This window comes from Rhodococcus sp. Leaf225, assembly GCF_001426145.1.
GTDB lineage: Bacteria > Actinomycetota > Actinomycetes > Mycobacteriales > Mycobacteriaceae > Rhodococcoides.
On sequence record NZ_LMRN01000012.1, the window covers coordinates 94,004 to 120,961 of the forward strand.

The 26,958-nt window shown below is 70.5% G+C and carries 14 protein-coding genes; 6 read left to right on the forward strand and 8 right to left on the reverse strand.

What is annotated here, in order from left to right:
* Positions 1-41 precede the first annotated feature (41 nt).
* Together ASG69_RS10205 and ASG69_RS10210 are read left to right on the forward strand one after the other, a co-directional pair.
* Complete coding sequence (locus ASG69_RS10205) at positions 42-1,490, forward strand: aldehyde dehydrogenase family protein (protein WP_056444508.1); 1,449 nt, start codon at positions 42-44, stop codon at positions 1,488-1,490.
* On the forward strand, positions 1,487-2,353 hold the full coding sequence (locus ASG69_RS10210) for an oxygenase MpaB family protein (RefSeq protein WP_051613236.1): 867 nt from the start codon (positions 1,487-1,489) through the stop codon (positions 2,351-2,353). The genes ASG69_RS10205 and ASG69_RS10210 overlap by 4 nt, the downstream gene beginning before the upstream one ends.
* 6 nt (positions 2,354-2,359) lie before the next feature.
* On the opposite strand, the gene ASG69_RS10215 is transcribed toward ASG69_RS10210, so the two are convergent.
* A complete protein-coding gene (locus ASG69_RS10215) occupies positions 2,360-2,728 on the reverse strand; it encodes a hypothetical protein (RefSeq protein WP_056445139.1) in 369 nt (122 codons plus the stop codon).
* A 142-nt stretch (positions 2,729-2,870) separates the two neighbouring features.
* Here ASG69_RS10215 and ASG69_RS10220 point away from each other — a divergent pair, with 142 nt between their 5' ends.
* The gene (locus ASG69_RS10220) at positions 2,871-3,215 is read left to right on the forward strand and encodes an RNA polymerase-binding protein RbpA (protein ID WP_027505388.1); all 345 of its coding nucleotides are present in this window, start codon (positions 2,871-2,873) and stop codon (positions 3,213-3,215) included.
* A 78-nt stretch (positions 3,216-3,293) separates the two neighbouring features.
* Here the strand turns inward: ASG69_RS10220 and ASG69_RS10225 are convergent, their stop codons facing one another.
* The 6 genes from ASG69_RS10225 to ASG69_RS10250 form a co-directional block, all read right to left on the reverse strand.
* Complete coding sequence (locus ASG69_RS10225; protein WP_056444510.1) at positions 3,294-16,820, reverse strand: non-ribosomal peptide synthetase; 13,527 nt, start codon at positions 16,818-16,820, stop codon at positions 3,294-3,296.
* Between the two features lie 338 nt (positions 16,821-17,158).
* Positions 17,159-18,739 carry an apolipoprotein N-acyltransferase gene (lnt, locus tag ASG69_RS10230; protein WP_056444513.1) on the reverse strand — a complete coding sequence of 527 codons (1,581 nt, stop codon included), beginning with the start codon at positions 18,737-18,739 and terminating at the stop codon, positions 17,159-17,161.
* Entirely contained in the window at positions 18,736-20,325 is a 1,590-nt protein-coding gene (locus ASG69_RS10235) for an amidohydrolase (RefSeq protein ID WP_056444516.1), read from the reverse strand. The genes lnt and ASG69_RS10235 overlap by 4 nt, the downstream gene beginning before the upstream one ends.
* A gap of 43 nt (positions 20,326-20,368) precedes the next feature.
* Positions 20,369-20,905 carry an FxsA family protein gene (locus ASG69_RS10240; protein WP_056444519.1) on the reverse strand — a complete coding sequence of 179 codons (537 nt, stop codon included), beginning with the start codon at positions 20,903-20,905 and terminating at the stop codon, positions 20,369-20,371.
* A gap of 77 nt (positions 20,906-20,982) precedes the next feature.
* Positions 20,983-21,645, reverse strand: a complete 663-nt coding sequence (locus ASG69_RS10245; protein WP_056444522.1) for a response regulator — start codon at positions 21,643-21,645, stop codon at positions 20,983-20,985.
* 10 nt (positions 21,646-21,655) lie between these two features.
* Positions 21,656-22,861: a sensor histidine kinase gene (locus tag ASG69_RS10250; protein ID WP_056445142.1), complete on the reverse strand. Its 1,206-nt coding sequence runs from the start codon at positions 22,859-22,861 to the stop codon at positions 21,656-21,658.
* 43 nt (positions 22,862-22,904) lie between these two features.
* On the opposite strand from ASG69_RS10250, the gene ASG69_RS10255 reads away from it, so the two are divergent.
* From ASG69_RS10255 to ASG69_RS10265, 3 genes are read left to right on the forward strand one after another with little or no spacing between them, the layout of a single operon-like run.
* The gene (locus tag ASG69_RS10255; protein ID WP_056445145.1) at positions 22,905-23,672 is read left to right on the forward strand and encodes a TSUP family transporter; all 768 of its coding nucleotides are present in this window, start codon (positions 22,905-22,907) and stop codon (positions 23,670-23,672) included.
* Positions 23,673-23,682: 10 nt separating this feature from the next.
* Positions 23,683-25,209 (forward strand): TldD/PmbA family protein, encoded by a 1,527-nt coding sequence (locus tag ASG69_RS10260; protein WP_056444525.1) that lies wholly within the window; start codon positions 23,683-23,685, stop codon positions 25,207-25,209.
* Entirely contained in the window at positions 25,206-26,600 is a 1,395-nt protein-coding gene (locus ASG69_RS10265; protein WP_056444528.1) for a metallopeptidase TldD-related protein, read from the forward strand. Before ASG69_RS10260 ends, ASG69_RS10265 begins: the two co-directional genes overlap by 4 nt.
* Before the next feature lie 8 nt (positions 26,601-26,608).
* Here the strand turns inward: ASG69_RS10265 and ASG69_RS23315 are convergent, their stop codons facing one another.
* Complete coding sequence (locus tag ASG69_RS23315) at positions 26,609-26,827, reverse strand: HNH endonuclease signature motif containing protein (protein ID WP_056444531.1); 219 nt, start codon at positions 26,825-26,827, stop codon at positions 26,609-26,611.
* Positions 26,828-26,958: the final 131 nt, after the last annotated feature.

Sequence of the window (26,958 nt, forward strand, 5' to 3'; positions counted from 1 at the left end):
CCGATCACAGTGGATCATTCGGCTGACTGAGGGGTACACACATGACGGTCCAGCACTCTCCGGAACGCACCGCGGCACCGACGCCGTCCGACGGAGAGGTGCACGCGGCCGTCGCCCGCGCGCGTGACGCGGCACTGTGGTGGGGCGCTCTCGATTTCACGGATCGCAAGGGGTGGCTGCTCGAGTTCCGATCCAGGATCGCCCGGACGTCGGGATCGCTCGTCGACACCGTGCGCGAGGAGACGGGCAAGCCGAAGGACGACGCTCTGCTCGAGGTCATGCTGGCGGTGGAGCATCTCACGTGGGCCGCGAAGAACGCGCGACGTGTCCTGCGGGAGCGGTCCGTCTTCCCGGGTCTGGTGAGCATCAATCACGCTGCCTCCGTGCGGTATCAACCGATGGGCGTCGTCGGCGTGATCGGCCCGTGGAACTATCCGGTCTACACACCGATGGGGTCGCTCGCGTACTCGATGGCCGCCGGCAACGCCGTCGTCTTCAAGCCCAGCGAGCTCACTCCCCGCACCGGCACCTGGCTGGCCGACGCCTGGGCGTCGCTGGCGGCGCCGCACCAGGTGCTCCAGACCGTCACCGGCGACGGTCGGGTCGGTGAGGCGCTGTGCCGCTCGGGAGTGGACAAGCTCGCCTTCACCGGGTCCACCGCGACGGCGAAGAAGGTCATGGCGGTGTGCGCGGAGACGCTCACGCCGATCGTGGTCGAGGGCGGCGGCAAGGACGCGCTCATCGTCGACGCCACCGCCGACCTCGAGGCCGCGGCGACCTTCGCCGCGTTCGGCGCCATGGGCAACGCGGGCCAGACCTGCGCGGGTGTGGAGCGCATCTACGTGGTCGAGGAGGTCGCCGATCGTTTCGTGGACATCCTGACCTCCCGTGTACGCGACCTCCGGGTCGGCGACGCGGACGATGCGCAGTACGGACGCATGACGTTGCCGAAGCAGGTCGACATCGTGCGGGACCAGGTCGAGGACGCCCTGGCGCGCGGTGGTCGCGCCGTCGTCGGCGGACTCGAATCCGTCCGGGCGCCGTACGTCGATCCCATCGTGCTGCTCGACGTGCCGGAGGACAGCTCGGCCGTCGCCGAGGAGACGTTCGGTCCGACCGTGGTGGTCAACCGCGTCCGTGATCTCGACGAGGGCATCGAGCGGGCCAACGCCTCGAAGTACGGGCTGGGCGCGTCGGTCTTCACCGCGTCGAAGGCCGCGGCCGAGCGGGCGGCGGACCGGCTCCGCGTCGGAGTGGTGACGGTCAACTCCGTGCTGGGCTTCGCAGCGGTGGGCGCGCTGCCGTTCGGCGGAGTCGGCGACTCGGGCTTCGGACGGATCCACGGCGCCGACGGGTTGCGGGAGTTCTCCCGGGTGAAGTCGGTGACGAAGCAACGCTTCGCCGCCCCGCTGGGCCTGGTGACGATGACGCGCAAGCGGCGCGACGTCGCGGTCGCGCGCCTGTTGCTGACCAAGGTCTACGGGCGATGACCACCCTCCCCCGGCCGCGCTTCGGGCGGTTCGGGTGGGTGCGGGTGATCGACGAGCTGGATCCGGTGGCGGACGCGGCCACCGTCCTCAAGATCACGGCGGGCTGCGAGTTTCCCTGGGACTATCAGCGCGCGTTGGAGTTCGCGCTGTTCCGCACCTACTGCGTGCCCACCATCTCGGCGTTGCTCCGCAGGACGGGAGAGTTCGAGCACCGCCCCCAGAAGCGGTACGACGACACCGCGCTGCTGATGTCGGAACTCGTGGAACACGGGTACGACTCCGAGCGCGGGCGCGCGTCGCTCCGCGCGGTCAACCGCATGCACGCGCGCTACGACATCTCGAACGACGACATGCTGTACGTGCTCTCCACCTTCGCGTTCGATCCGCTGGACTGGATCGACCGCTACGGGTGGCGGCGCCTGCATCCGCACGAACGGATCGCGAGCGTCGCGTTCTACCGCGAGGTCGGGATCCGGATGGGCATCCGGGACATTCCCGCGTCGACAGCCGACTTCCACGCCTTCAAGGTGCGGTACGAGCGCGAGCGGTTCGTCTACTCCGACGACAACAAGGCCATCGGCGAGTACACCCGCGACCTGCTGGCGTCGTGGTACCCGCGCCCGGTCCGCTCCGCGGTGCGCGGCGCCGTGCTGTCGATGATCGATCAGGACATGACCCGCGCCTTCGGGTTCGGCGACCCGGTCCCCGCCGTGCGCCCGGCGCTCGAGTCGGCGCTGCAGGCCCGAGGCCGCGTGGAGCGTCTGCTGCCCAAGCGGACGGCATCGCGGTCGGCGCAGGATCCGCGCAACCGGACGTACCCCGGGTATCCGCAGGGCTACCACCCGAGCGACCTGGGTGTCTGATCAGGATCAGCGCAGTCGTTCCGCGTCCTTTGCCAGGGTGACCAACCGGTCGCAGAGCTCGGCGAGTTCGGCCGCGTCGGCGCCCTCCGCGACGGCCGTGGCCACGTCCTCGGCGGCGCACCGGACTCCGAACGCGCGATCGGCGGCGGCACCGGCCTCGGCCTCCGTGAGCACCACGGCGTCGTCCGCGACGACGGTGTCCTTCAGCGACGTCCGCTGTTCGTAGGCGCGCTGACGGCAGGACTGACGGCAGTACCGTCGGCGCCGGCCCGCAGCGCCCTCGACCACCGGCCGACCGCACCACAGACACGTGCTCGGGCGCCGTGCGCGGGACCGACCGATCCCACCGTCCACAGTCCCGGATTCACCCCGCATCGACCCGACGATACCGACGTGCGCGGACCCTGCCGCATCACCGGTTAGAATGGGGTGTTCGCGTGCGGGAACGTTCCGCGCACCACGCGCGTTGAATTCGACGGACGCGACATGCGTACCACGATCGAGAGAGGACTCCACCATGGCAGATCGCGTTCTACGAGGTAGTCGACTCGGAGCGGTGAGCTACGAGACCGATCGCGACCACGACCTCGCGCCCCGGCGCATGGCTCGATACCGGACGGACAACGGCGAGGAGTTCGACGTTCCCTTCGCCGACGACGCCGAGCTGCCCGGCACCTGGCTCTGCCGCAACGGTCTCGAGGGCAGTCTGATCGAGGGCACCGCGCCCGAGGCCAAGAAGGTCAAGCCCCCGCGCACCCACTGGGACATGCTGCTCGAGCGGCGTTCGGTGGAGGAGCTCGAGGAACTGCTCAAGGAGCGGATGGATCTGCTCAAGGCGAAGCGTCGCGGCGCCGGAGTCTGACCGCCTCTCCCCTGTCGTCACAGAGGGCCCCGGAGCATCTGCTCCGGGGCCCTCGGTGTGTCTCGGGTCCGTCCGAGATCAGCGCAGGTGCTGCGCGACGATCGGTCCGATGATCGCGAGTGCCTGCGGATCGGTCATCGCGGAGTGTGCGACCGGCACCGCGTGATCGTGGATGGCACCGCGGACGTGTCGACGCCAGGCCGAGGCGGTCCGCCGTACGTCGTTCCGATTCACCTCGTCCTCGGTCGCCGTGAAGAACAGCACGTCGCAGTCCACGACGCCCGGTGAGTACCCGTGCGCCAGCGAGGTCCCGTTCACGTAGCCCGCGTACAGCCGCTCGAGGGTGCCGACGGTCATCGCCGCCATCGGACCACCCTCGGACCGCAGCGCGGCCGCAGCCTCCGCGACCGTCGGTTCCACGCCTGCCGGCAACTCGTGGCCGGTGAACTCCTCGATGAGATCCCGCACCGACGGTGTCGACTCGAGGTACTCGTCGGCGAGCACGTAGCTGTCGAGCATGGTCAGCGTCGCGACGCTCTCCCCCACCCGCTGCAGCTCGACGGTCATCGCGTGGGCGATGAGGCCGCCGAGCGACCAGCCCAGCAGGTGGTACGGACCGTGCGGCTGGATCGACCGGATCTCGCGAACGTAGTACCGGGCCAGCTCTTCGACCGTGTCGAACTCCTCGGTGCGTCCCGAGACGACGGGTGACTGCAGGCCGTACACCGGCTGATTCGAGTCGAGGTGGGCGAGCAGACCGCTGTAACTCCAGGACAGTCCGAACGCCGGATGGATGCAGAACACCGGTGACGCGGAACCCTGCGGGCGCAGCGGCAGCAGCATGTCCAGTGACGCCGTGGCCGTCGCCGCGACCTCGTCCGCCGACAGATGCGCGGTGTCGTCGATGCGCGCGGCGAGAGCTGCCGGCGTGGAGTCGGTGAACAACCATTGCATCGGAACCGTCGTGCCGAGGGTCTCCTCGAGTCGAGCGACCACGCGCGTCCCCACCAGCGATGTGCCGCCGAGTTCGAAGAAGCTGTCGTCGAGTCCGACTCCGGCCACCCCCAGGATCTCCTCGTAGACAGCGCAGACGGCGCGCTCGGTCGCGGTGCCCGGATCGCGATGCTCGCCGGTGACGGCGAACTCCGGAGCGGGCAGCGCTCGCCGATCGAGCTTGCCGACGGAGGTCAGCGGCAGCTCGTCCAGCAGCATGATCGACTGCGGCACCATGTAGCCGGGCAGTCGCTCCTGCAGATGGCGACGCAGCGACGCCGTGTCGACCGACGACTCCCGGTGCGGCAGGACGTAGGACACCAGCACGGTGTCCCCCGAGGGCAGGACGTGGCCCATCGTGGTCGCGAAGTCCACGCCGTCGTGCACGTCGAACGCGGCGTCGATCTCACCCAGCTCGATGCGGAACCCGCGGATCTTGACCTGATGATCGGTCCGGCCCACGTAGGACAGGGTCGGGTCGCCGTCGGCGGACTCGCGCCAGCGCACCAGGTCACCGGTGCGGTAGAGGCGCTCACCCGGCTTGCCGTGCGGATCGGCGACGAACCGCGACGACGTCAACGCCGTGCGCCCGAGATAGCCGCGAGCGAGTTCCGGTCCGGCAAGGTACAGCTCGCCGACGACGCCGAACGGCACCGGTTGCAGCTGGCGGTCGAGCACCTGCGCCGCGACACCGCGGATCGGTCCACCGATCGTGACCGGACCCTTGGGCACCATCGGCGCACTCATCGTCGTGACGATGGTCGTCTCCGTCGGCCCGTACACGTTGTACAGCGAGCGTCCCGGAGCCCAGCGCTCCACCAGTTCCGGTGGGCACGCCTCGCCGCCGACGAGAATGTGTCGCAACGACGTCGCGCTCGCCGGGTCCGCGGTCGACAACGCCGCGGTCGTGATGAAGGCGTGCGTGATGCGTTCCGATCCCAACAGGTCGCCCAGTTCGCGGCCGCCGTAGACCCCGGGCGGTGACACGACGAGTGTCGCGCCGGATCCGTACGCGAACAGCTGATCCATGACGGCGGCGTCGAAACTCGGTGTCGCGAAGTGCAGCACGCGCGCCGTCTCGTCGACCTCGAATCGATCGCGCAGCTCGCCGGCGAAGTTCGACAGGCCGGCGTGGGTGACGACGACGCCCTTCGGTGTCCCGGTCGACCCCGAGGTGTAGATGACGTACGCGGGGTGCACGAGAGCGATGGGTACGAGAAGCTCTGCGGGTGTGAGGGGTTCGTCGGACGTACGAGCCAGCTCGGCCCGGGTGTCCGCGTCGTCGAGCACGAGCCACCGTGTCGACGAGACTCCGTCCACGGCCGCCAGGTGCTCCGCGGTCGTCAGTCCCCACGTGGTCGCCGAGTCCGCCAGCATGTGACGGACGCGGTCGGCCGGGTAGTGCGGGTCGACCGGGACGAAGGCGCCGCCGGCCTTCGCGACGGCCAGGACCGCGACGAGGGAGTCGAAGGATCGCGTGAAGCCCAGGGCCACCAGTGATTCCGGTCCGACACCGCGCCGGACGAGAGCTCGGGCCAGCGTGGTCGAACGTCGGTCGAGCTCGCCGTAGGTGATGTGGGCGCCGAGGTACTCCGCCGCGATGCGGTCGGGAACCCGGCGTGCGGTCTGCTCGAACACCTCGGACAGGGTCAGCGACGGATCGGGATCAGTCTCGCCGCCGTGCACGGGCACCAGATGGGCTCGCTCCTGCGAGGTCAACATCTCGACGCTGCCGATGCTGCGGTCGGGTTCGGTGGCCAGGACGCCCAACACGCCCACCAGACGATCGAGCATGGTGCTCACGGTGGCGGCGTCGAACAGATCGGTCGCGTAGTCGGCGGTGACGGTCAGCCCCGCCGGCTCCCGGTCGTCGGTGCGCCGGTCGGTGACCGTGAACTGGATGTCGAACTTGGCGACGGCGACGTCCACCTCGGCCGCGTCGACGGTCACCTCGCCCATGCGGGCAGTCGTCGGAACGTCGTCCTGCAACGACAACATGATCTGGAACAACGGGTGATGGCTCGTGCTGCGCTGCGGGTGCAGCACGTCCACCAGACGTTCGAACGGAACGTCGGGGTGCGCGAACGCGTCCAGATCGACCGCGCGCACGTGCTGCAACGCCTCGGTCAGCGACGCGGTCGGCGAGACCCGCGTGCGCAGGACCAGCGTGTTGACGAACATTCCGACCAGCGCGTCCAGTGCCTGGTCGCCGCGGCCGGCGACCGCGGTACCGACGGACGTGTCGAAGCGGCCGGCGAGACGGCCGAGCACGACGGCGAGGGCGGTGTGGACGGCCATGAACAGCGTCGCGTTCTCCCGCCGCGCGAGGTCGACGAGCCGCCGGTGCGTGTCGACACCCACCGTGGTGGTGACCACCCCGCCCCGGTGAGACGGCACGCTCGGCCGCGGACGGTCGGTGGGGATGTCGATACGGTCGGGAGCGCCGATCAACGCCGCCGTCCAGTACGCCAGTTGCGTCGAGACGAGGCTCGACGGGTCGTCCTCGGAGCCGAGCCGGTCACGCTGCCACAGCGTGTAGTCCGCGTACTGCACCGGCAGTGGCTCCGTCGCGGGTGCCGTGCCGGTGGACCGCGCGGTGTAAGCGGTGAGCAGGTCGGCGGCGAGCGGCGCCAGCGACCAGCCGTCCGCGGCGATGTGGTGCAGCGTGACGACGAGGACGTGCTCGTCCCCGGCCGTCACCTCGAGCAGGTCCACCCGCAGGGGCGCCTGCGTGGTCACGTCGAACCCGCGAGCCGCGCTCGTGACGATCGCGGCCGTCACCGCGGAGGGCTCGGTCACGACGGGCTCCAGCGCCACCGGCACCTCGTCCGCAGGCAGGATCACCTGGTGCGGGCCCTCGGGCGAGTCCGGGTACACGGTCCGGAGCACCTCGTGGCGGTCGACGAGGTCGCGCAGCGCGGCCTCCAGGGCGGCGATGTCGAGCGGTCCCGTCAGGCGCACCGCGAAGGGCACGTTGTACGCCCCCGACGCCCGGTCGAACCTGTTGAGGAACCACAGGCGTTGCTGCGCCGAGGACAGCGGGATCCGGTCGGGTCGAGGCCGTGCCTCGAGAGCGGGGCCGGCGGACTCGGCCAGCCCGTCGACGTGCGCGGCGAGGGCTGCGACCGTCGGGTGCTCGAAGAGTGCGCGGACCGGAACCCGAACGCCGCGAGTGGAACCCAGGCGGGAGGCGACCTGTGTGGCCAGCAGGGAGTTGCCACCGAGTGCGAAGAAGCTGTCGTCGCGTCCGACCTCGACGTCGAGGTCCAGCACTGCCGCCACGATCTCGGCGACGGCCCGCTCGGTCTCGGAGGCCGGCGCGTCGTGAGTGCGGTCGACGGCCACGACGACCGGGGCGGGAAGCGCCCGCACGTCCAGCTTGCCGACGGGAGTGAGAGGGATGCGCTCGAGAACCGTCATCGATGCCGGCACCATGTGGCCGGGCAGGACGGAGCGGACGCCGCCCGTGACCGCGTCGACATCGATGTCGTGTCCGGTGGCGGCGACGACGTAGGACGCCAGCGAGGCGCGACCGGAGGCATCGGTGTGCACCAGAGTGTGCGCGAAGCCGACGGACGGGTCCCTCGTCAGTGCGGCGTCGATCTCACCGAGCTCGATGCGGAATCCGCGGATCTTGACCTGGGTGTCCGAGCGTCCGACGTAGTCGAGCCGGCCGTCCGCAGTCCACCGCACGACGTCGCCGGTGCGGTACATCCGCTCCCCCGCGGTGCCGTACGGATCGGCCACGAACCGGCCCGCCGTCAGTCCCGCGCGGTCGAGGTAGCCGCGAGCGACGCCGACACCCGACAGGTACAGCTCACCCGTGACGCCGACCGGCACCGGATGCAGACGCGCGTCGAGCACCACGGCGCGGACTCCGGCGATGGGCGTACCGATGGTGACCGGTTCGTCGGCACGCAGTTCCGCGATGGCGGCGACGATGGTCGCCTCCGTCGGACCGTACCCGTTGTACAGCGAACGTCCGACCGACCAGCGCCGCACCAGGTCCGCGGAGCACGTGTCGCCGCCCACCACCACGGTGGTGAGACTCGGCAGTGATCCGGCGGCGACGTCGACGGTCGCGAGCGCGGCCGGGGTGACGAAGGCGTGCGAAACCGACTCGCGGTCGATCAGTTCGGCCAGTTCCGCGCCGCCGTAGACGTCGCTCGGGGCGACGACGACGGTGGAGCCGGCGCCCATCGCCATCAGGATCTCGAGCACCGACGCGTCGAAGCTCGGCGAGGCGAAGTGCAGGGTCCGCGATGTTCCGGTGATGCCGAACGTCGTGCGCTGCACCTCTGCGAACGAGGAGAGTCCCGAGTGCGTCACGGCGACGCCCTTGGGCAGTCCCGTCGATCCGGAGGTGTAGATGACGTAGGCCGGATGGTCGACACGCAGCGTGGACGTCCGGTCACGGTCGGTGACGGGTTCCGTCGACCGGGTCGCGATGTCGGCGACGGTGGCCGGGTCGTCGAGCACGATCCAGTCGACGTCCCGTCCTGCCGCCGGGCGGTCGGCCACGGTGCAGACACCGAGGTCGGCCCCGCTGTCGGTGAGCATGTGGTCGATGCGGTCCGCCGGGTAGCGCGGATCGACGGGGACCCAGGCCGCGCCTGTCATCGCCACGGCGAGCATCGCCGCGACGGACTGCGCCGACCGGGTGAGCGCCAGGGCGACGACGCGCTCGGGTCCGGCTCCGCGTTCGAGCAGGACCCGGGCGAGACGGGTGGCGTCGGCATCGAGCTCGGCGTACGTGCGCGACCGCCGACCCGTGACGTCGACGCCGTGGGACGGATCATGCACCAGCGCAGTGGTGTTCGCGTTCTCCCGCGCGACGGCGGCCCACAGGTCGGGCAGCAGTACCGGTGCGCCTGGACGCTCGCCGGCCCGTGTCGTCAGCTCGCGGGACTCCTGATGGGACAGGAGTTCGATGTCGCCCACGGTCACCGACGGGTCTCGGGCCACCGTGGTGAGCACGGCGCTGACACGGTCCGCGAAGGCGGCGATGGTGCTCTCGTCGTAGAGATCGCGCGTGTAGGTGACGCGGAACCGCCACGACCGCTCGCCGTCGGCGTCGGTGCTCTCCGTGACGGCGAGCTCGACGTCGAACTTGCTGCGCTGCAGATCGATCTCCGACGCGGTGACGGTGAGACCGTCGAGTTCGCCGCTGGTGACACCGTCGGACTGGAAAGCCAGCACGACCTGCACGAGCGGGTGCCGGCCGGCCGTCCGCGACGGCGACAGAGCGTCGACCAGACGCTCGAACGGCAGGTCCGCGTGAGCGAACGCGTCGAGATCGGTGCTGCGGACCCGGCCGAGAAGGTCGGCGAAGGTGTCGGACGGCGCCACGTCGGAGCGCAGGACCAGGGTGCCGACGAACATGCCGACCAGCTCGTCCAGTGCGCGATCGCGTCGGCCGGCGATCGGGGTGCCGATCACCACGTCCCGGGTGTCGGCGAGCCGAGCGAGCGTGACCGCGAGCGCGGCGTGCATCGCCATGAACGTGGTGCCGCCCCGGCGCTCGGCGACGGCCGACAGTGCGGTCATCACGGCCGGATCGACGGCGAACTCGTGGACGCCGGCCCGGTGGGACGGCGCCGCCGGGCGGACGCGATCGCCGGGCAGGGTGCACTCGTCCGGAAGGTCGGCCAGAGTGTCGGTCCAGAAGGAGAGGTCGCGGTGTGCCCGGCTCTCCGGGTCGGCCTCGTCTCCGAGCACGGCTCGCTGCCACAGGGTGAAGTCGCTGTACTGCGCCGGAAGTGGGGTCCACTGCGGGGCAGCTCCGCGGGTGCGGGCAGCGTAGGCGACCATGACGTCGCGGGTCAGCGGTCCGAGGGACCACCCGTCCGCGGCGATGTGGTGTACGACGAGACCGAGCACGTGCTCCGTCTCGGAGATCGACAGAAGAGTGGTGCGCAGCGGGGTCTCGACCGTGAGATCGAACCCGCGACGGGCGAACCGGGTCAGCGCGTCCGCGACGTCGCCGCGGTCCACGACGGTCGTCGTGAGCGGTGCGGGTGCTGCCGGTGCGACGACCTGGTGCGGTCCGTGATCGCTCTCGGGGAACATGGTCCGCAGGCTCTCGTGCCGTTCCACCACGTCGGCCAACGCCAGTGCCATCGCGGGGGCGTCGAGGACGCCGTCCAGGTGCACCGAGAACGAGATGTTGTAGGCGTCGGAGGTCGGGTCGAAGCGGTTGAGGAACCACAGCCGTTGCTGCGGCGACGACAGCGGAATCCGGTCCGGACGGCTCGCCGCCGGGATCGCGACGAGCGGGATCCGCGACGCCGCACCGCTGTCGGCGTCGAGGTGAGCCGCGAGCGCCTCGACGGTCGGGGCCTCGAAGAGAGTGCGCACCTCCACCTCACGGCTCAGCGCGGCGCCGATCGCACTCGTGACACGGGTCGCCATCAACGAGTTGCCACCGGCGTCGAAGAAGCTGTCGTCCAGACCGACCCGGGGCACCGTCAGGACGTCCGCGAACACGCGGGCGACGGTCCACTCGGTCTCGGTGCGGGGCTCGCGGTACGCCGTCTCCGCCGTCTCCGGTGTGGGCATCGGCAGCGCGCGGCGATCGAGCTTGCCCGACGGGGTGAGGGGCACCTCGTCGAGCACGACCACCGCGGACGGCACCATGTACCCGGGCAGGGTGCGGCGGGCGTGCTCGAGCACCGGCTCGGTTCCGGCGGTGCCCGGCGCGAGCGTGAGGTGCGAGACCAGGCGGGCGTCGGCCCGGCCCGCGTTCTGCACGCTCGTGACGGAGAACGTGACCGACGGATGACGCTGGAGCACCGCGTCGATCTCGGCGAGTTCGATGCGGTGACCCCGCACCTTGACCTGGTCGTCGGCTCGGCCGCGGAACACCAGTTCGGTTCCCGCGGTGGTGGTCACGGCGGCGACGACGTCGCCGGTGCGGTACATACGGTCACCCGGGGTGCCGAACGGATCGGCGACGAAGCGGGTCGAGGTCAGCGGCAGGCGCCCGAGGTACCCGCGGGCCAGCGCCGGCCCGGACAGGTAGAGCTCGCCGGGAACTCCGGGGACCACCGGGCGCAGACGACGATCGAGCACCCGCACGTCGACACCCCGGCGCGGGGCACCGATGGTGACGGGCGAGCCGGGTGCCATCGGCGGTGTCAGGGTCGCGACGACGGTGGCCTCGGACGGCCCGTACAGGTTGAGCATGCGGCGGCCGGGCGCCCACCGTTCGACGAGGGCGGGACTGCAGACGTCGCCGCCGACCCCGACGAAGGTCAGAGCGTCGAGGTCCGCAGGGTCCACCGTCTCGAGAGCAGCAGGGGTGACGAAGGCGTGGGTCACCCGCTGATCACGCAGCAGTGCGGTGAGGCGGTCGCCGCCGTAGACGTCGGTACCGGCGACCACGACGGTCGCGCCCGCGGCGAATCCCATGAGCAGTTCCAGGATCGAGGCGTCGAAACTCGGCGAGGCGAAATGCAGTGTGCGCGATAGCGGTCCGACTCGGTAGGTCGCCACCTGCTCGCGGGCGAAGTCGGCGAGGCCGCGGTGCGGCACCACGACCGCCTTGGGGGTGCCCGTGGATCCGGACGTGAAGATGAGGTAGGCCGGGTTCTCCGGGCGCACCCGTACGGGCAGTGCCGCCGAGGACTCGTCGGATCGGTGATCGACGGTGACCCACCGGACCGCAACGGGCAGTGCGGCTCCCGCGGCAGCGATACCGAGGGACGCGGCGACGTCGGTGACCATGCGCTCGATGCGCTCCGCCGGGTAGCGCGGATCCACCGGGAGGAAGGCGGCGCCGGTCTTCGTCACGGCCCAGGTCGCGACGATCGAGTCGATCGAGCGCTCGAGGCACACGGGCACGATCGATTCCGGGCCGACCCCCTCGGCGATCAACGCGTGCGCCAGCAGGTCCGACGCGTCGTCGAGTTCGCCGTACGTGACGGAGCCGTCCGCCGTGACGACGGCGGTGGCGGACGGATCGCGCCGCGCGGCCGAGACGAGGATGTCGGCGAGCGACGAGGTGGGCCCGGCTGCCGCGCCCACGAGGACGGCAGGAGCGTCGGTGGACGTGGACAGGTCGATGTCGCCGATCGCTCGGGTGGGATCCACCGCGACCGATCGCATGACGGACACCAGTCGCTGCGCCATCGTCGCGGCTGTCGCGTCGTCGAACAGATCGCGGGCGTAGCCCAGGCGCGCATCGACCCCGTCGGGCCGACCGTCGACCGTGGTGCGCTCCGAGAGCTGCAGTGTGAGGTCGAACTTGGCTGTGCCGGATTCGATCTCGGCGACCTCGACATCCAGTCCGGCCATCTCGACGCGGACCGGCGCGAGGTTCTCGAAGGAGAGAACGACCTGGAACATCGGGTGGCGCGACGTCGAGCGTTCCGGTGCCACCGCGTCGACGACACGCTCGAACGGGACGTCCGCGCGGGCGAACGCCTCGAGGTCGTGATCGCGTACCTCGCGGAGGAGGTCGGTGAACGGGACGTGCGGCGCGGGCGTCGACCGCAGCACCAGTGTGTTGACGAACATGCCGACGAGTCCGTCGAGCGCGCGGTGGCCGCGACCGGCGATGGGCGACCCGATCGCGACGTCGTCCGAGTCCGCGAGCCGTCCCAGCAGCGCGGACAGTGCCGCGTGCAACACCATGAACAGGCTGGCCGAGGTGTCCGATGCGAGCACGAGGAGCTGCTGGTGCAGATCGGCGTCGATGTGGAAGTCGTGGGCACCGCCGCGGTGCGACGGTGCAGCGGGACGGGGGCGATCCGTCGGCAGCTCGAGCGTGTCGGGCAGGCCGTCCAACCGCGCGGTCCAGTAGTCGATCTGACTGCGCAGGATCGAGGTCGGATCGTTCTCGTCTCCGAGTGCGGCGTGCTGCCAGAGCGTGAAGTCCGCGTACTGCACGTCGAGCGGTGCCCACAGCGGCGCACTCCCCTGCGTCCGCGCAGCGTAGGCGGTCATGACATCGGTCGCGAGGGGGCCGAAGGAGAACCCGTCCGACGCGATGTGGTGCAGCACCACGGCCAGCGTGTGCGACGTCGGCGAGGTGCGGAACAGGCGGACACGGACCGGGTGCTCCCGCGTGACGTCGAATCCGTGAGACGCGAACTCCCGCACGGTGTCGGCCAGCGCCGAGTCGTCGGTGTCGATCGGCGCGAGGTCGTGGTGCGCGGGGTCCTGCACCACCTGGTGCGGACCGTCGGCGGAGTCGGGATACACGGTGCGCAGCGTCTCGTGGCGCTCCAGAACGTCGGCGAGCGCGACAGTCAGAACGCCCGCGTCGAGGTCGCCGTGCAGCGTGATGGCGAACGGCATGTTGTACGCCGGGGACGCCGAGTCGAACCGGTTCAGGAACCACAGTCGCTGTTGGGCGAGCGAGAGGGGAATGCGATCCGGGCGAGGTCCTGCGACCAGCGGCGGCCCGGTGGTGACCACGGGCGCATGGGCGACGCGATCCGCCAGACGTGCCACGGTCGGCGCCTCGAAGAGGTCCTTGATGCCCACGTCGGCACCGAGCTCAGCGCTGATGCGGGAGACCACGCGCGTGGCCAGCAGCGAGTTGCCGCCGATCTCGAAGAAGCTGTCGTGGACACCGGGAACGGGGACGTCCAGCACGTCGGCGATGGTCTCGGCGATGCGTCGCTCGACCTCTGTGCGCGGCGGGACCGAGGGCACGTCGGCCCGGCGGCGCACCGGTTCCGGCAGTGCCTTGCGGTCGACCTTGCCGTTGGCGCTCAACGGAAGTGCGTCGAGAACGATCACCAGCGACGGCACCATGTAGGACGGGAGGCGGTCGGCGACGGTCGCGGCGACAGCGCGGACCTCGACGCTCGCCGCGTCGGTGCCGGGCTCGGGTGCGACGTACGCGACGAGCGTGGTCTCGCCGCGCTCGTCGACGTGGGCCACGGCCACCGCGTGGTGCACGGCGGTATGTGCGACCAGAGCCGCCTCGACGTCGCCGAGCTCGATCCGCAGTCCGCGGATCTTGACCTGGAAGTCGGTGCGGCCCAGGTACTCGACGGCGCCGTCGGCCCGCCAACGCGCCAGGTCGCCGGTGCGGTACATGCGGGTGCCGTGCGCCGACAGCGGGTCGGCGACGAACCGGTCGGCGCTCAGATCGGGCCGACCGACGTAGCCACGGGCGAGCTGGTCGCCCGCGAGGTAGAGCTCGCCCGCCGTTCCCACCGGAACCGGCTCGAGCCGGGCGTCGAGGATCTGCAACGCGGTGTTCCACACCGGCCGTCCGATCGGCACCGTGACGGCGTCGGCGTCGGTCACTTTCCAGTAGGTGACGTCGACGGCGGCCTCGGTCGGCCCGTAGAGGTTGTGCAGCGCGGACCCGGTGAGCGAGCGGAATGCCGATGCCGTCTCCGCGGGCAGTGCCTCACCGCTGCAGAACACCTGACGCAGGTCACCGAGCCGGGCGTCGGACGCGCGCAGTTCAGCGACGAAGGCGCTGAGCATCGAGGGCACGAAATGTGCCGTGGTGACGCCTGATCCGGCGATGATCGAGGCGAGGTAGCGCGGATCGCGATGCCCGTCGGGCTCCGCGATCACCAGGCGGGCGCCGACCTGGAGCGGCCAGAAGAACTCCCACACCGAGACGTCGAACGTCGCCGGAGTCTTCTGCAACACGGCGTCGTCGGCGCCGAGGTAGTACTCGTTCTGCATCCACAGCAGTCGGTTGACGATCGCCTGGTGCGACACCCCGACACCCTTGGGGCGGCCCGTGGAACCCGACGTGAAGATCACGTACGCCAGCGAATCGGGTCGCAGAGTCGCCGTGCGCTCACTGTCGCCGACCGGCGTGTCGGCGAGGCCGGCGAGATCGAGCATGTCGACGTCGACGCGCGCAGCGGTGTCGGGCAGGACGACACCCTGCGTGGACACCGTCAGCACGCACGCGGGCCGGGCGGTGTCGAGGACGTGGCCGAGACGCTCGGCGGGATGATCGGGGTCGAGCGGTACGTAGGCGCCGCCGGCCTTCTCGATCGCGTACATCGCGACGACGAGGTCGAGCGAGCGCTGCATGGCCAGGCCCACGAGCACGTCGGGTCCGACGCCGCGGGCGATCAACGCCCGCGCCAGGCGGGACGAGCGACGATCGAGTTCCGCGTACGTCAGTGCGGTGCCGGCGAACTCCAGGGCCGTCGCGTCCGGGGTGCGCCGCACCTGTGCGTCGAACAGCGCGGGCAGCGTGGTCCGCGGAACGCTCACGGCTGTGTCGTTGAACTCGGTGACCACACGGTCGTACTCGTCGGGCAGCACGACGTCGAGACCGGAGACGCGAGTTCGTGCCCCGCGTCCCAGGAAGTTCTCGAAGAAGGCGAGGAACCGCCGATGATGGGCGGCGAGGGTGTCCTCGTCGTACAGCGACGGGTTGCCCTCGAAGTCGATGTTCAGCGAGTTGCCGCCGCTGTTGTAGACGTTGAAGGTGAAGTCCTCGATGGGACCGCTGGAGAGCAGGTGCAGCCGGCCCACCAGATCGCCCAGACCGACGGTCCAGTCGAACAGCATGATGTTCACCATGGGTCCGAAGAACCCGCGGTGCATGGTCGAGCTGCCGTGGTCGCGGCGGATGTCCTCGTGGCGGTATTTCTGGTGGCGCAGCGCACCGGTGATCTCGAGGGTCACCGACGACACCAGGTCGCCGATGTTCATGTCGGGCGAGATGTGCACGCGGATCGGTACGACGTTGGACACCATGCCGCCCGAGCGGCGCAGCGCCGCGGTGGTGCGGACGGACACCGGCAGACTCATGACGACGTCGGCGCGCCCGGTGACCCGGTGCAGGTAGGCGGCGAAGGACGCGGCCACGACGGCAGCGGCACTGGCGTCGAATCGCTCCTCCGCGGAGGTGAGCATGTCGCCGACGGTCTCGTCGGTGACACCGTTGAGTCGCAGGCGACTCGGCGCGGCCGGGGCGGTGCGATCGGCGAGGGAGAAGGTGTCCGGCAGACCCTGGAGCGTGTCCTGCCAGAAGGCGCGGTCGGTCTCGAACCTGGTGGAGGTGCGATACGCGCGTTCTGCCGCGTAGAGCGTGGCCAGGTCGCCGGCCTTGCTGTCCGGGGTGGGAACACCGGCCTGCTCGTTGGTGTACAGCTCGGCGACGCGCTTCATGGCGGTGACGGCGCCGTATCCGTCACCGGCGATGTGGTGCATGCGGGTGTACCAGAAGTAGCGGTGGTCCTCGACGCGGAAGACGACGTTGACGGTCAGCGGATCGCGGTCCAGATCGACCGGGGAGCGCATCTCCTTCTGCATCCAGGCCAGGGCCGCGGCGATCGGGTCCGCCTCGGACCGGACGTCGAGCCGAGTGGTGCGCACGGTGGCTGCCGGGTCGACGACCTGATACGGCTGACCGTCGATCTCCACGAGCCTGATCTCGCCGGATTGGAGTTCCGCGGCCGCGCGGGCACCCACGCGCTCGAGCAGGTCGATGTCGAGGTCACCCTGCACGTCGACGTACTGCGCGACGGTGAGGGGAACCTCGGGAGCGAGCTTCTGGGCGAACCACAGGCTGGCCTGCGCCGGGGAGAGCGGGAAGGGATCGGACGCTGTCCGGTTCACGGTAGGTGTCGTGTCGGCCGGTTCGGTGGTTCTCGGTGCGCTGTCCGACGTCGTCATCGTTCGCTCCTCCTCGTCGGTCCCGTGGCCGAGGAGCGGTCCTGCTCCCCGGGCTGTGCGAGACGACGCACACTTCCACCGAACGGACGCAGAGAGCATCGACGCCGCGGCCGATTCGGCCGCACGTCTGCGTGCTGTGTGTGACTTCCGGTGTCCCCGACCGTGGTCGCACTCTGTACTGAGCTGTATGTGGCATTCGCTCAACCACCCGCCGTGGATGGGTGAGACTTACCAACTTCTCGGTTTGCGGACCCGAAACGTTACGTCCATCGCGGTGACAGATCACGAAAAGTGCGGAAAGACCGCCCCGACCAGCGGACGCGGAGCCGTGTGCCCGGTCAGCGGGCCCGACGCCGTCGAACGTTCGGTATCGTGGCGCCGATCACACTCAGGACGCCGAGGGCCACGAACACGTACTCGACGGTGGATCCCAGCCGTGTCGCGAGTGTGGTGTCGGTGCGCAGACCCACCGTGGCGACCAGATGGTCGGCGTCGAAGAGAGCGGTTCGCGAGGTCACGGAACCATCGGGCGCGATGACGGCGCTGACCCCGCTGGTGGCAGCGACAACGACGGTCCTCGAGTGCTCCACCGCCCGGACTCGCGACATGGCCAGCTGCTGGTAGGTCATCTCCGTGTCGCCGAAGGTCGCGTTGTTGGTGGGCACCGCGAGAATCTGGGCGCCGGCGCGCACCGCCTCGGTGGGTGCGCGGTCGAAGGCCACCTCGTAGCAGGTCGCGACTCCCACGGCGAGGGCCCGCTGCTCGCGATCCGTGCCGGCGGGCACGTGCACGACGCCGTCACCGTCGCCGGGCACGAAGTTGCCCGCCGAGTCGGCGTACGAGGAGAACAACCGGAAGAAGCTGCGGTACGGCAGGTACTCCCCGAACGGTTGGACGATCTTCTTGTCGTGGCGCTCCCCCGGTCCGGCGGCTCCGTCCCAGGCGATGACCGAGTTGGTGGAGGTGCCGTCGGCATTCGACAGCACCGCGCCCACGAGAATCGGTGCGTCGATCCGCACGGAGGCGGCGGTGATCTCGGCCGCTGCGGTCGCGTCGCGGGTGGGATCGACGTCCGACGCGTTCTCCGGCCAGATGACGACGTCGGGCTTCGGGGTCCGCCCCGCCTCGACCTCCTCCGCCAGCCGGAGAGTCTCGTTCACGTGGTTGTCGAGCACCTGGCGGCGTTGCGCGTTGAAGTCGAGGCCGAGCCGGGGAACGCTGCCCTGGATGGCCGCGATGGTGATCGTGTCGTCGCCGTCCTGCGGACCCGCGAGCGTGGGGCGTACGGAGAGGGCGACGACCGGCGCCACGGCGGCGAGCGCGACCAGCCCGGCGACCGAAGTGACGGCGAAGCCGGTTCGCACCGTCCTGCACAGCAGCGTCAGGCACACACCGATCAGTGCCACCGCGGCGCTGAGCAGCGGGGCGCCGCCGAGTGCGGCCAGCGGAAGCAGGGGTGACTCGGACTGACCGAAGGCCAGACGGCCCCAGGGGAATCCGCCGAACGGGACCGTGCTGCGCAACCACTCCGTCAGTGACCACACCATGGTGATCCACACCGCGGCGAGCGGCAGGCGGGACACCACCACGGCGAGCAGTCCGAACAGACCGAGGAACAGTGACTCCGCGACGGCAAGCGCGATCCACGGCAGCGGTCCGACGTACACGCCGATCCACGGGAGCAGCGGCAGGAAGAAGCCGAGGCCGAAGGCGAACCCGTACAGGAAGCCGCCCTTCAGCGACAGGGCGCGCGCCGGATCGTCGACCCGCCGCTCGGTCAGGACGAACGTGACGAGCGCCAGGGCGACGGGCGCGAGAAACCACAGTGATCGCGGTGGGAACGACGCGAACAGGAGCGCGCCGGCGCCGGCCGAGAGAGCGAGCCGCGCGGGTGGGATCAGTCGAGCGGGAACGCTCACGCGCGGTACACCGTGGTGCCGCGGTGCACAGTCTCCAGGCACACCGGGTCCGGCGCCTCGGGATCGAGGCGAGGCAGGGCCGGAACTCGTGACCGCGGGTCGGTGGACCAGCGCTGCACCGAGTCCCGTGGTGCGCTCACGACCAGTTCCGCGGCGTCCCACACCGCATAGCTGGCCGGCGCGCCCGGCACCAGCGTGCCGGCCAGGCCGTCGCGCACTCCCCCGGCGCGCCAGGCGCCGCGCGTGGCCGCGGAGAACGCGGCGCGGGGCGAGACGGCACTGCCCGGTGTGCGGTGGTTGACCGCTCCGCGGACACCCCGCCAGGGCTCGAGCGGCGTGACGGGTGCGTCCGACCCGATGGCCAGCGACACCCCGGCGGACGCCATCATCGCCAGCGGGTTGAGTGCGCGAGCGCGCTCCGCGCCGAGTCGGGTGGCGTACAGGCCCTCCTCACCGCCCCAGTAGGTGTCGAACACCGGTTGCACGCTCGCGATGACACCCCACGCCGCGAGGGCGTCGGCCTGCTCGGACGACACCATCTCGATGTGCTCGAGGCGATGGCCGCGAGACGCCACGGCGGGGCCGCCGAGCTCGGCCACGACCCGTCCGAACGCCTCGACCACGGCAGTGGTGGCGGCGTCGCCGATGACGTGGAAGCCGGCCTGGATCCCGGCGCGGGTGCAGGCGGAGACGTGCGCCGCGATCGCGTCGACGTCGAGATACGAACGGCCGCAACCGGAGTGGTCGGCGTAGTGGTCGTGCAGCCAGGCGGTGTGCGAGCCGATCGAACCGTCGACGAAGAGGTCGCCGCCCAGGGCGTGCGCGCCGGTCGCGGCCAGGAGTGCCGTCGCCTCGTCCGGGGTCGAGACGGCTTCGCCCCAGTAGGCGCGCACCTCGACGCCGTGCTCGAGGGCGAGGAGTTCGGCCAGGTCGACGCGGCCGGAGATGTCGGGGCCGGCGCACTCGTGCACGGCGGCGACCCCGTGCGCGGCAGCATGATCGAGCGCGGCGACGCGGGCGCGGTGCCGGCCCGCGGGGCTCAGCAGGTCCAGCGCCCGGGTGCGCACGGCATGGTGCGCCTCCGCGATGAGCGGCCGTTGCGGATCTGCGGTGGCGACCACGTCTCCGGCGGCGCGACGCAGCACCGTCGAGCACGCCGCGGAGTGCGCGTCGATGCGCGAGAGGTACACGGCCCGTCCGGGTGCTGCGGCGTCGAGCTCCGCGGTGGTGGGGCCGCGCCCCTCCGGCCACGTCGACTCGTCCCAGTTCTGCCCCCAGATCAGGGTGCCCCCGTCCTCGGCCGCGTACGCCGCGAGAGCACGCAGGCACTCGTCGAGAGACCGAGCGCCGCTCAGATCGAGTCCGATGAGCGCCAGACCGGTGGCGGTGGTGTGGACGTGGGTGTCCACGAACGCGGGAGTCACGAACTCCCCGTTCAGTTCCACCACCTCGGCGTCGGGATGCAGCGCCCGCGCGGGGCGATCCTCACCGATCCAGACGACGGTGCCGTCGGTGACGGCCATGGCTGTCGCGTCGGGCGCGGACGGGCTGTAGATCCGTCCGCCGACCAGCAGATGCGTACTCACGCTCGCCAGTGTGCCCGGTGTCGGGCGGCCGGGGTGTCGGGGGTCAGCGCTCGTCGCGGCCGGTGGTGCCGTCGATCACACCGCGGGTGTCGCGAGGGGCCGAATTCCCGCGGTCCGGCATCACGTCGCCGTCGATGACCACGTGACCGGCCCCGAATCCCTGCGGCCCGAATCCCTGCGGCCCGAATCCACCGGGCGGGAACGTACGGCCCGAGGCCACGGCCGTCTCGACGCGCCGGGCGGCGGACCGCGCGATGACCGGACGAAGCAGCGCGCGGGTCAGCGGGATCATCAGCAGCAGGCCGAGGACGCTCGAGACGAGACCGGGGATCGTCAGCAGGACCGAGCCGAGGGCCACGAGCGCACCGTCCGCGACCGCGCCGCCGGGTGAGCGGCGTCCGGCGTTGGCCGAGCGCAGTTCCGAGAGCACGCGCCGCCCCTGGGAGCGGATCGCGACCATGCCCATTGCGGACAGTGCGATCACCACGAACACCGTCCACAGGATGCCGATCGCCGAGCCGAGCCACACGAGGGCGCTGATCTCGACGACGAGGTAGAGGAAGAAGTAGAGCAGTGGCATCGCGGGAGTCCTTTCGGCGACTGGTCGAACCCGTCTGCCGTGTCAACGCGCGACCGCCTCGTTTTTCTCCCGGCCGGTCAGGCGCCCGGAGTGACCAGTCCGAGCTCGTAGGCGAGCACGACGGCCTGGACGCGATCGCGTAGCCCGAGCTTGGTGAGCATGCGGCCGACGTGGGTCTTGACGGTCGCCTCGGACAGGAACAGCTCACCCGCGATCTCGGCGTTCGACTTGCCGGCGGCGATGAGCAGCAGCACCTCGCGCTCACGGTCGGTGAGCGACTCGACGGCTGCCGATCGTCCGGGAACATCGCGCGGTTGCCCGGCGACGATGCGGGAGAGCAGACGTCGGGTCACCCGCGGCGAGACGACGGCGTCCCCTGCCGCCACGCTGCGGATCGCGGACACGAGGTCCTCCGGAGGCGTGTCCTTGAGGAGGAATCCGCTGGCACCGGCACGCAGTGCGCCCAGGGCGTGTTCGTCCAGGTCGAAGGTCGTCATGACGATGACCCGCACCTCGGGTTGCGCCGCGATGATGCGTTCGGTGGCCGAGACACCGTCGATACCGGGCATGCGGACGTCCATCAGCACGACGTCCGGTTCGAGGCGCGCGGCCGCGGCGATCGCGGTGGCACCGTCGGGCACGTCGCCCACCACGTCGATGTCGGGCTGCGCGCCGAGAACCATCGACAGACCCATGCGCATCAGTTCCTGATCGTCGACCAGGAGCACCGAGATGGACACGGGAGACAACCTAGCGGTCCGGGTGGTCCTGGTCGACGCCCAGCGCGGCCTTCAGTTCGAGTGGCAGCGTCGCGGCCACGCGCCACCGGCCGTCCGGCAGCGGACCGGCGCGGAGCTCTCCGCCCAGCACGGCGACACGTTCGCGCATGCCGATGACGCCGAAGCCGCTGGTGGTGGGTGCGGCGTGGATGTCGACGGCCGCGCCGGTGTCGTCCGAGGAATTGATCACCGACACCGTCACCGCGGACGGTTCGCGGCGCACGGCCACCACGGCTCGGGGCCGCTCACCGCCGTGGCGCAGCACGTTGGTGAGCGATTCCTGCACCAGCCGGTGCACCCCGAGCGACACCGCCGGCGGCAGGTCGTCGAGTTCGCCCGTCTGCTCGATGGACACCCGCAGCCCGGCGGCGCGCATCAACTCCACGATCTTGGCGAGGGCCGCGGTGCCGTACTCGGGGTGGGACTCGGACGACTCGTCGGTCCGCAACAGCGACACCGTGCGTCGGAGTTCGGTGAGTGCGGTGCGGCCGGTCGCGGAGATGTTCGCGAGTGCCGCCGCGGCCCGCTCCGGGTCCGACCGCAGCGCGTAGGACGCCCCGTCCGCCTGCACGATCATGACGCTCACCGCGTGGGCCACCACGTCGTGCAGTTCGCGGGCGATGCGGGTGCGCTCGGCGGACACCGCCTCGACGGCGCGTCGGTCACGATCGGATTCGGCGACGGCGAGCCGTGCGCTGACCTCGGCGACGTAGGCCCGGCGAGTCCCGAGGAACTCCGCCGTGATGTAGGCCAGGGCGTAGAGGAGGACGAAGAAGATGGTGGAGGTCCAGTCGGACCCGAGCACGAGTCGCACGACGACGATGTCGGCCGCGAGGCCCAGCGCGAAGAGGAGGGTCGTGCGCCGGTCGGTGTACACGGCCAGCGTGTAGAGCATCACCACGAAGCCGAGCTGCCCGGGCGGCAGCGTGCGCGGTTCCTCCGATGCCCACACCATCAGAGTCGCGACCTGGCCGAGTGCGAGCGCCGTCCAGGCGGCGGCCACCGGGTAGCGGCGGCGCCAGGCGATCGGCGTGGACACGGCGACCGCCATCGCCACGTAGACGAGTGGCTGCTCCACGGCAGCGACGGCCGTGAGCTCGATGAGGAAGAGTGACACCGCCAGCGCACAGTCGACCGCGAACGGACGGTGGCGGAGCCATTCGCTGAATCGGCGCATCGTGGTCGAAGCGTAGCGCGGGAGCTGTGATCGAATGTCCGCCATGGGTGCTGGTGACTGGTCGGTGTTGCTGGCTGCCGCGCTGGCGGCGGGTTGGGTGGACGCCGTGGTCGGTGGCGGCGGGCTCATCCTGCTGCCCGCACTCCTGTTGGTCACGCCGGCGGCCACGACCCAGCAGACCGTGCTGGCCACCAACAAGCTGGCCTCCGTCGCCGGCACCACCGCCGCGGTGCTGACCTTCTCCCGCAAGGTCCCGATGAACTGGCGGCTCCTCGCACCCGCCGGAGTGGTGGCCGCGGTCGGCGCGGCGTTCGGCGCCGCCACCGTCAGCCTCATCGACAAGGACCTCTTCATCCCCATCGTGCTGGTGGTGCTGGTCGGCGTCGCGGTGCTGGTGACGCTGCGCCCCACCGTCGGCGTCGTGGTGGGTGATCCGCCGACGCGCCGCCGCATCACCATCGTGGTGGTGGTGGCCGCCGTCGCCATCGGGTTCTACGACGGCATCCTCGGTCCGGGCACCGGCACCTTCCTCATCATCACGTTCGCCACCCTGCTCGGCACCGAGTTCGTGCGCAGCGCGGCGATGGCGAAGGTGCTGAATCTGGGATCCAACATCGGCGCCCTCCTGTACTTCTCGGCGACCGACGACGTCCTGTGGTTGCTCGGCCTCGCCATGGCCGTCGCGAACGTCGCGGGCTCGCTGGTCGGCTCACGCATGGCGATCTCGCGGGGCGCCGGGTTCGTGCGCATCGTGTTGCTGGTGGTGGTGTTCGCGCTCGTCATCCGACTCGGGTGGCAACAGTTCGGCTAGCGTCACCGATGTGAGAGACGTCGACAGCGATTTCGTCGCCCTGCCACTGCACGCGCTCGCGGACGCGGCGCTGACAGCGGCACGTGCGTCCGGTGCCACGCATGCGGATCTGCGGGTGCATCGCTTGCGGACGCAGTCGCTCGCTCTCCGCGACGGCGAGGTGCAGTCGAGTGTCGAGGCGACGACGCTCGGCCTCGCGGTCCGGGTGATCGTCGACGGCACCTGGGGCTTCGCGTCCGGCGCGGTGCTGTCGGTGGACGAGGCCGTCTCCGTCACCTCGCGCGCCGTGCTCGTCGCGCAGGCGTTGCGCGACCTGAACCGGGATCCCGTCGTGCTCGCCTCCGAGCCGGTGTACGAGAACGTGTCGTGGGTGTCGGACTACGAGATCGATCCCTTCGACGTCCCCACCACCGACAAGGTCGATCTGCTGGGCGAGTACTCCGGCCGTCTGCTGGCCTCGGACGGCGTCGACCACGTGAGTGCCTCCGTGCTGCAGGTCAAGGAGCAGTCGTTCTACGCCGACCTCGCCGGGTCGCGCATCACGCAGCAACGGGTGCGACTCCACCCGCAGATCGACGCCGTGTCCGTCGATTCCGCGTCGGGTGGCTTCGATTCGATGCGCACCCTCGCTCCCCCGACGGGACGCGGCTGGGAGTACCTGACCTCCGACGGGACCGGCGCCGACGGACTGTGGGACTGGGACGACGAACTCTCGCGCATCCCCGACTGGCTCGCCGAGAAGACGAAGGCCCCCGGCGTGGAGCCGGGTCTCACCGATCTGGTGATCGACCCGACCAACCTGTGGCTCACCATCCACGAGTCCATCGGCCACGCCACGGAATACGACCGAGCCATCGGCTACGAGGCCGCCTACGCCGGAACGTCCTTCGCGACGCCCGACCAGCTCGGCACGCTGCGCTACGGCAGTGAGTCGATGCACGTGACCGCCGACCGCACCGAACGCCACGGGTTGTCCAGCATCGGGTGGGACGACGACGGCGTGGCCTCGCAGTCGTGGGATCTGGTGCGCGACGGGTTTCTCGTCGGCTACCAGCTCGACAGGGTGTTCGCCCCCCGCCTCGGGCTCGAGCGGTCGAACGGGTGCTCGTACGCGGACTCGCCCCACCACGTCCCGATCCAGCGAATGGCCAACGTCTCGCTGCAACCGGACCCGCACGTCGATCGCAGCGTGGACGATCTCATCGCCGACGTCGAGCACGGCGTCTACGTGGTGGGCGACAAGTCGTGGTCGATCGACATGCAGCGCTACAACTTCCAATTCACCGGCCAGCGCTTCTTCCGCATCGAGAACGGGGCTCTCGCGGGCCAGGTCCGGGACCTGGCGTACCAGGCGACGACCACCGATTTCTGGGGCTCGATGGAGGCGGTGGGCGGACCGTCCACGTGGCGTCTGGGCGGCGCTTTCAACTGCGGCAAGGCGCAGCCCGGTCAGGTGGCGGCAGTGTCGCACGGCTGCCCCGCTGCTCTCTTCCGTTCGGTCAACGTCCTCAATACACGAACGGAGGCGGGTCAGTGAGCGTCAGCACTCCCCTCGGCGGCCACGATCTGGTGGAGCGTGCGCTGTCGTACGCCACCGTCTCGGACACCGTCGTGATCGTCGCCGACATCTCGGAGGCATCCCTGCGGTGGGCCGGGAACTCGATGACCACCAACGGCGTGGGTGACTCGAGGTCCTGGACCGTCGTCTCGATCGTGCGGGACGGCACGGCGGCGCGGGTGGGAACGGTCTCGTCCACGAGCATGGATCCGGATGATGTCGCCGGCGTCGTGGCAGCCGCCGAGGACGCCGCTCGTGCGGCTCAGCCCGCCACCGATGCGATGCCCCTCGTCGAGGGCGCCCCGACGCCGGACTCCGGATGGGGCGACGTCCCGCTCCGCACGGGGATCGACGTGTTCGACTCCGTGGTACCCGGCCTGGCGCGGGGATTCGACGGAGCCGATGCGTTGTACGGCTTCGCGCATCACACGGTCCGTACCGTGTGGCTGGGCACGTCCACCGGGGTGCGGCGGCGCGTCGTCGAACCTGTCGGGTCGCTCGAGATCAACGGTAAGAGGGGTGGTCTCTCGGGCGGTGCCAGTGCCTGGGTGGGCACCGGTACCCGAGACTTCCGCGACATCGATCTGGATGCGTCCCTGGCCGAACTGACGCGCCGGCTCGACTGGTCCGCCCGGACCGTCGACCTTCCCGCGGGACGCTACGAGACGATCCTCCCACCGTCCGCGGTCGCCGATCTGATGATCGATCTGCTGTGGTCGATGGACGGCCGGGGCGCGCAGGAGGGCCGCACCGCCCTGTCCGCTCCGGGCGGCGGCACCCGCATCGGTGAGGTGCTCGGACACCTCGGTCTCACGCTGTACTCCGACCCGTCCGAGAACGGCCTCGAGTACGCCCCGTTCGTGGTCACCGGATCCTCGAGCGACGCGGTGTCGGTGTTCGACAACGGAATGGACGCCGGCCGCACCGACTGGATCCGCGACGGTGCAATCACCTCCCTTGCCTACCCGCGTTCCGCCGCAGCAGAATTCGGGACCACACCCACTGTGCCCGGCGACAACCTCGTCATGGTGGGCGGCGCCGGCGGTTCCGTCGACGACCTCGTCGCGCGCACCGAACGCGGACTCTTGTTGACGACCCTCTGGTACATCCGCGAGGTGGACCCGACGACCATGCTCCTCACCGGGTTGACGCGGGACGGCGTCTACCTGGTGGAGGACGGCCGAGTGACTGCTGCCGTGAACAACTTCCGGTTCAACGAGAGCCCGCTCGACATCCTGCGCCGCGCGACAGAGGCGGGTACGACCGTTCCCACCCTGCCGCGTGAGTGGTCGGACTGGTTCACCCGCGCAGCGATGCCCCCGATGCGGATCCCCGACTTCCACATGTCGTCCGTGAGCGCGGCCCAGTAGGAGGGGCCTCACTCGCCGGGTGCGGTGAAGTAGTCGGTGCCGTGCGAGTCGCGGACATGGACGATCCCGTCCCGGACCATGCGGTGGTGCCACTGCCGCCGAGTCTTCAGGCCGTGGTGCCGGCGGCACAGCGGCGTGAGGTTGCCGGTGACGGTCCAGCCGCCACTCTCCGGGTCGGTGTGGTCGAACGGGACGACATGGTCGAGATCGCAGTCCTCGCTGGGCACAGCACACCCCGGATGGATGCATGTCGGATATAGGGCTGTCACCAAAGCGGCGATCGCCTCGGACGGGCGGTAGGTCAACGCCCCGGCCGGGGGCACGCCGAATCCCTCATGTCCGTCGGGGTCGGCGACGG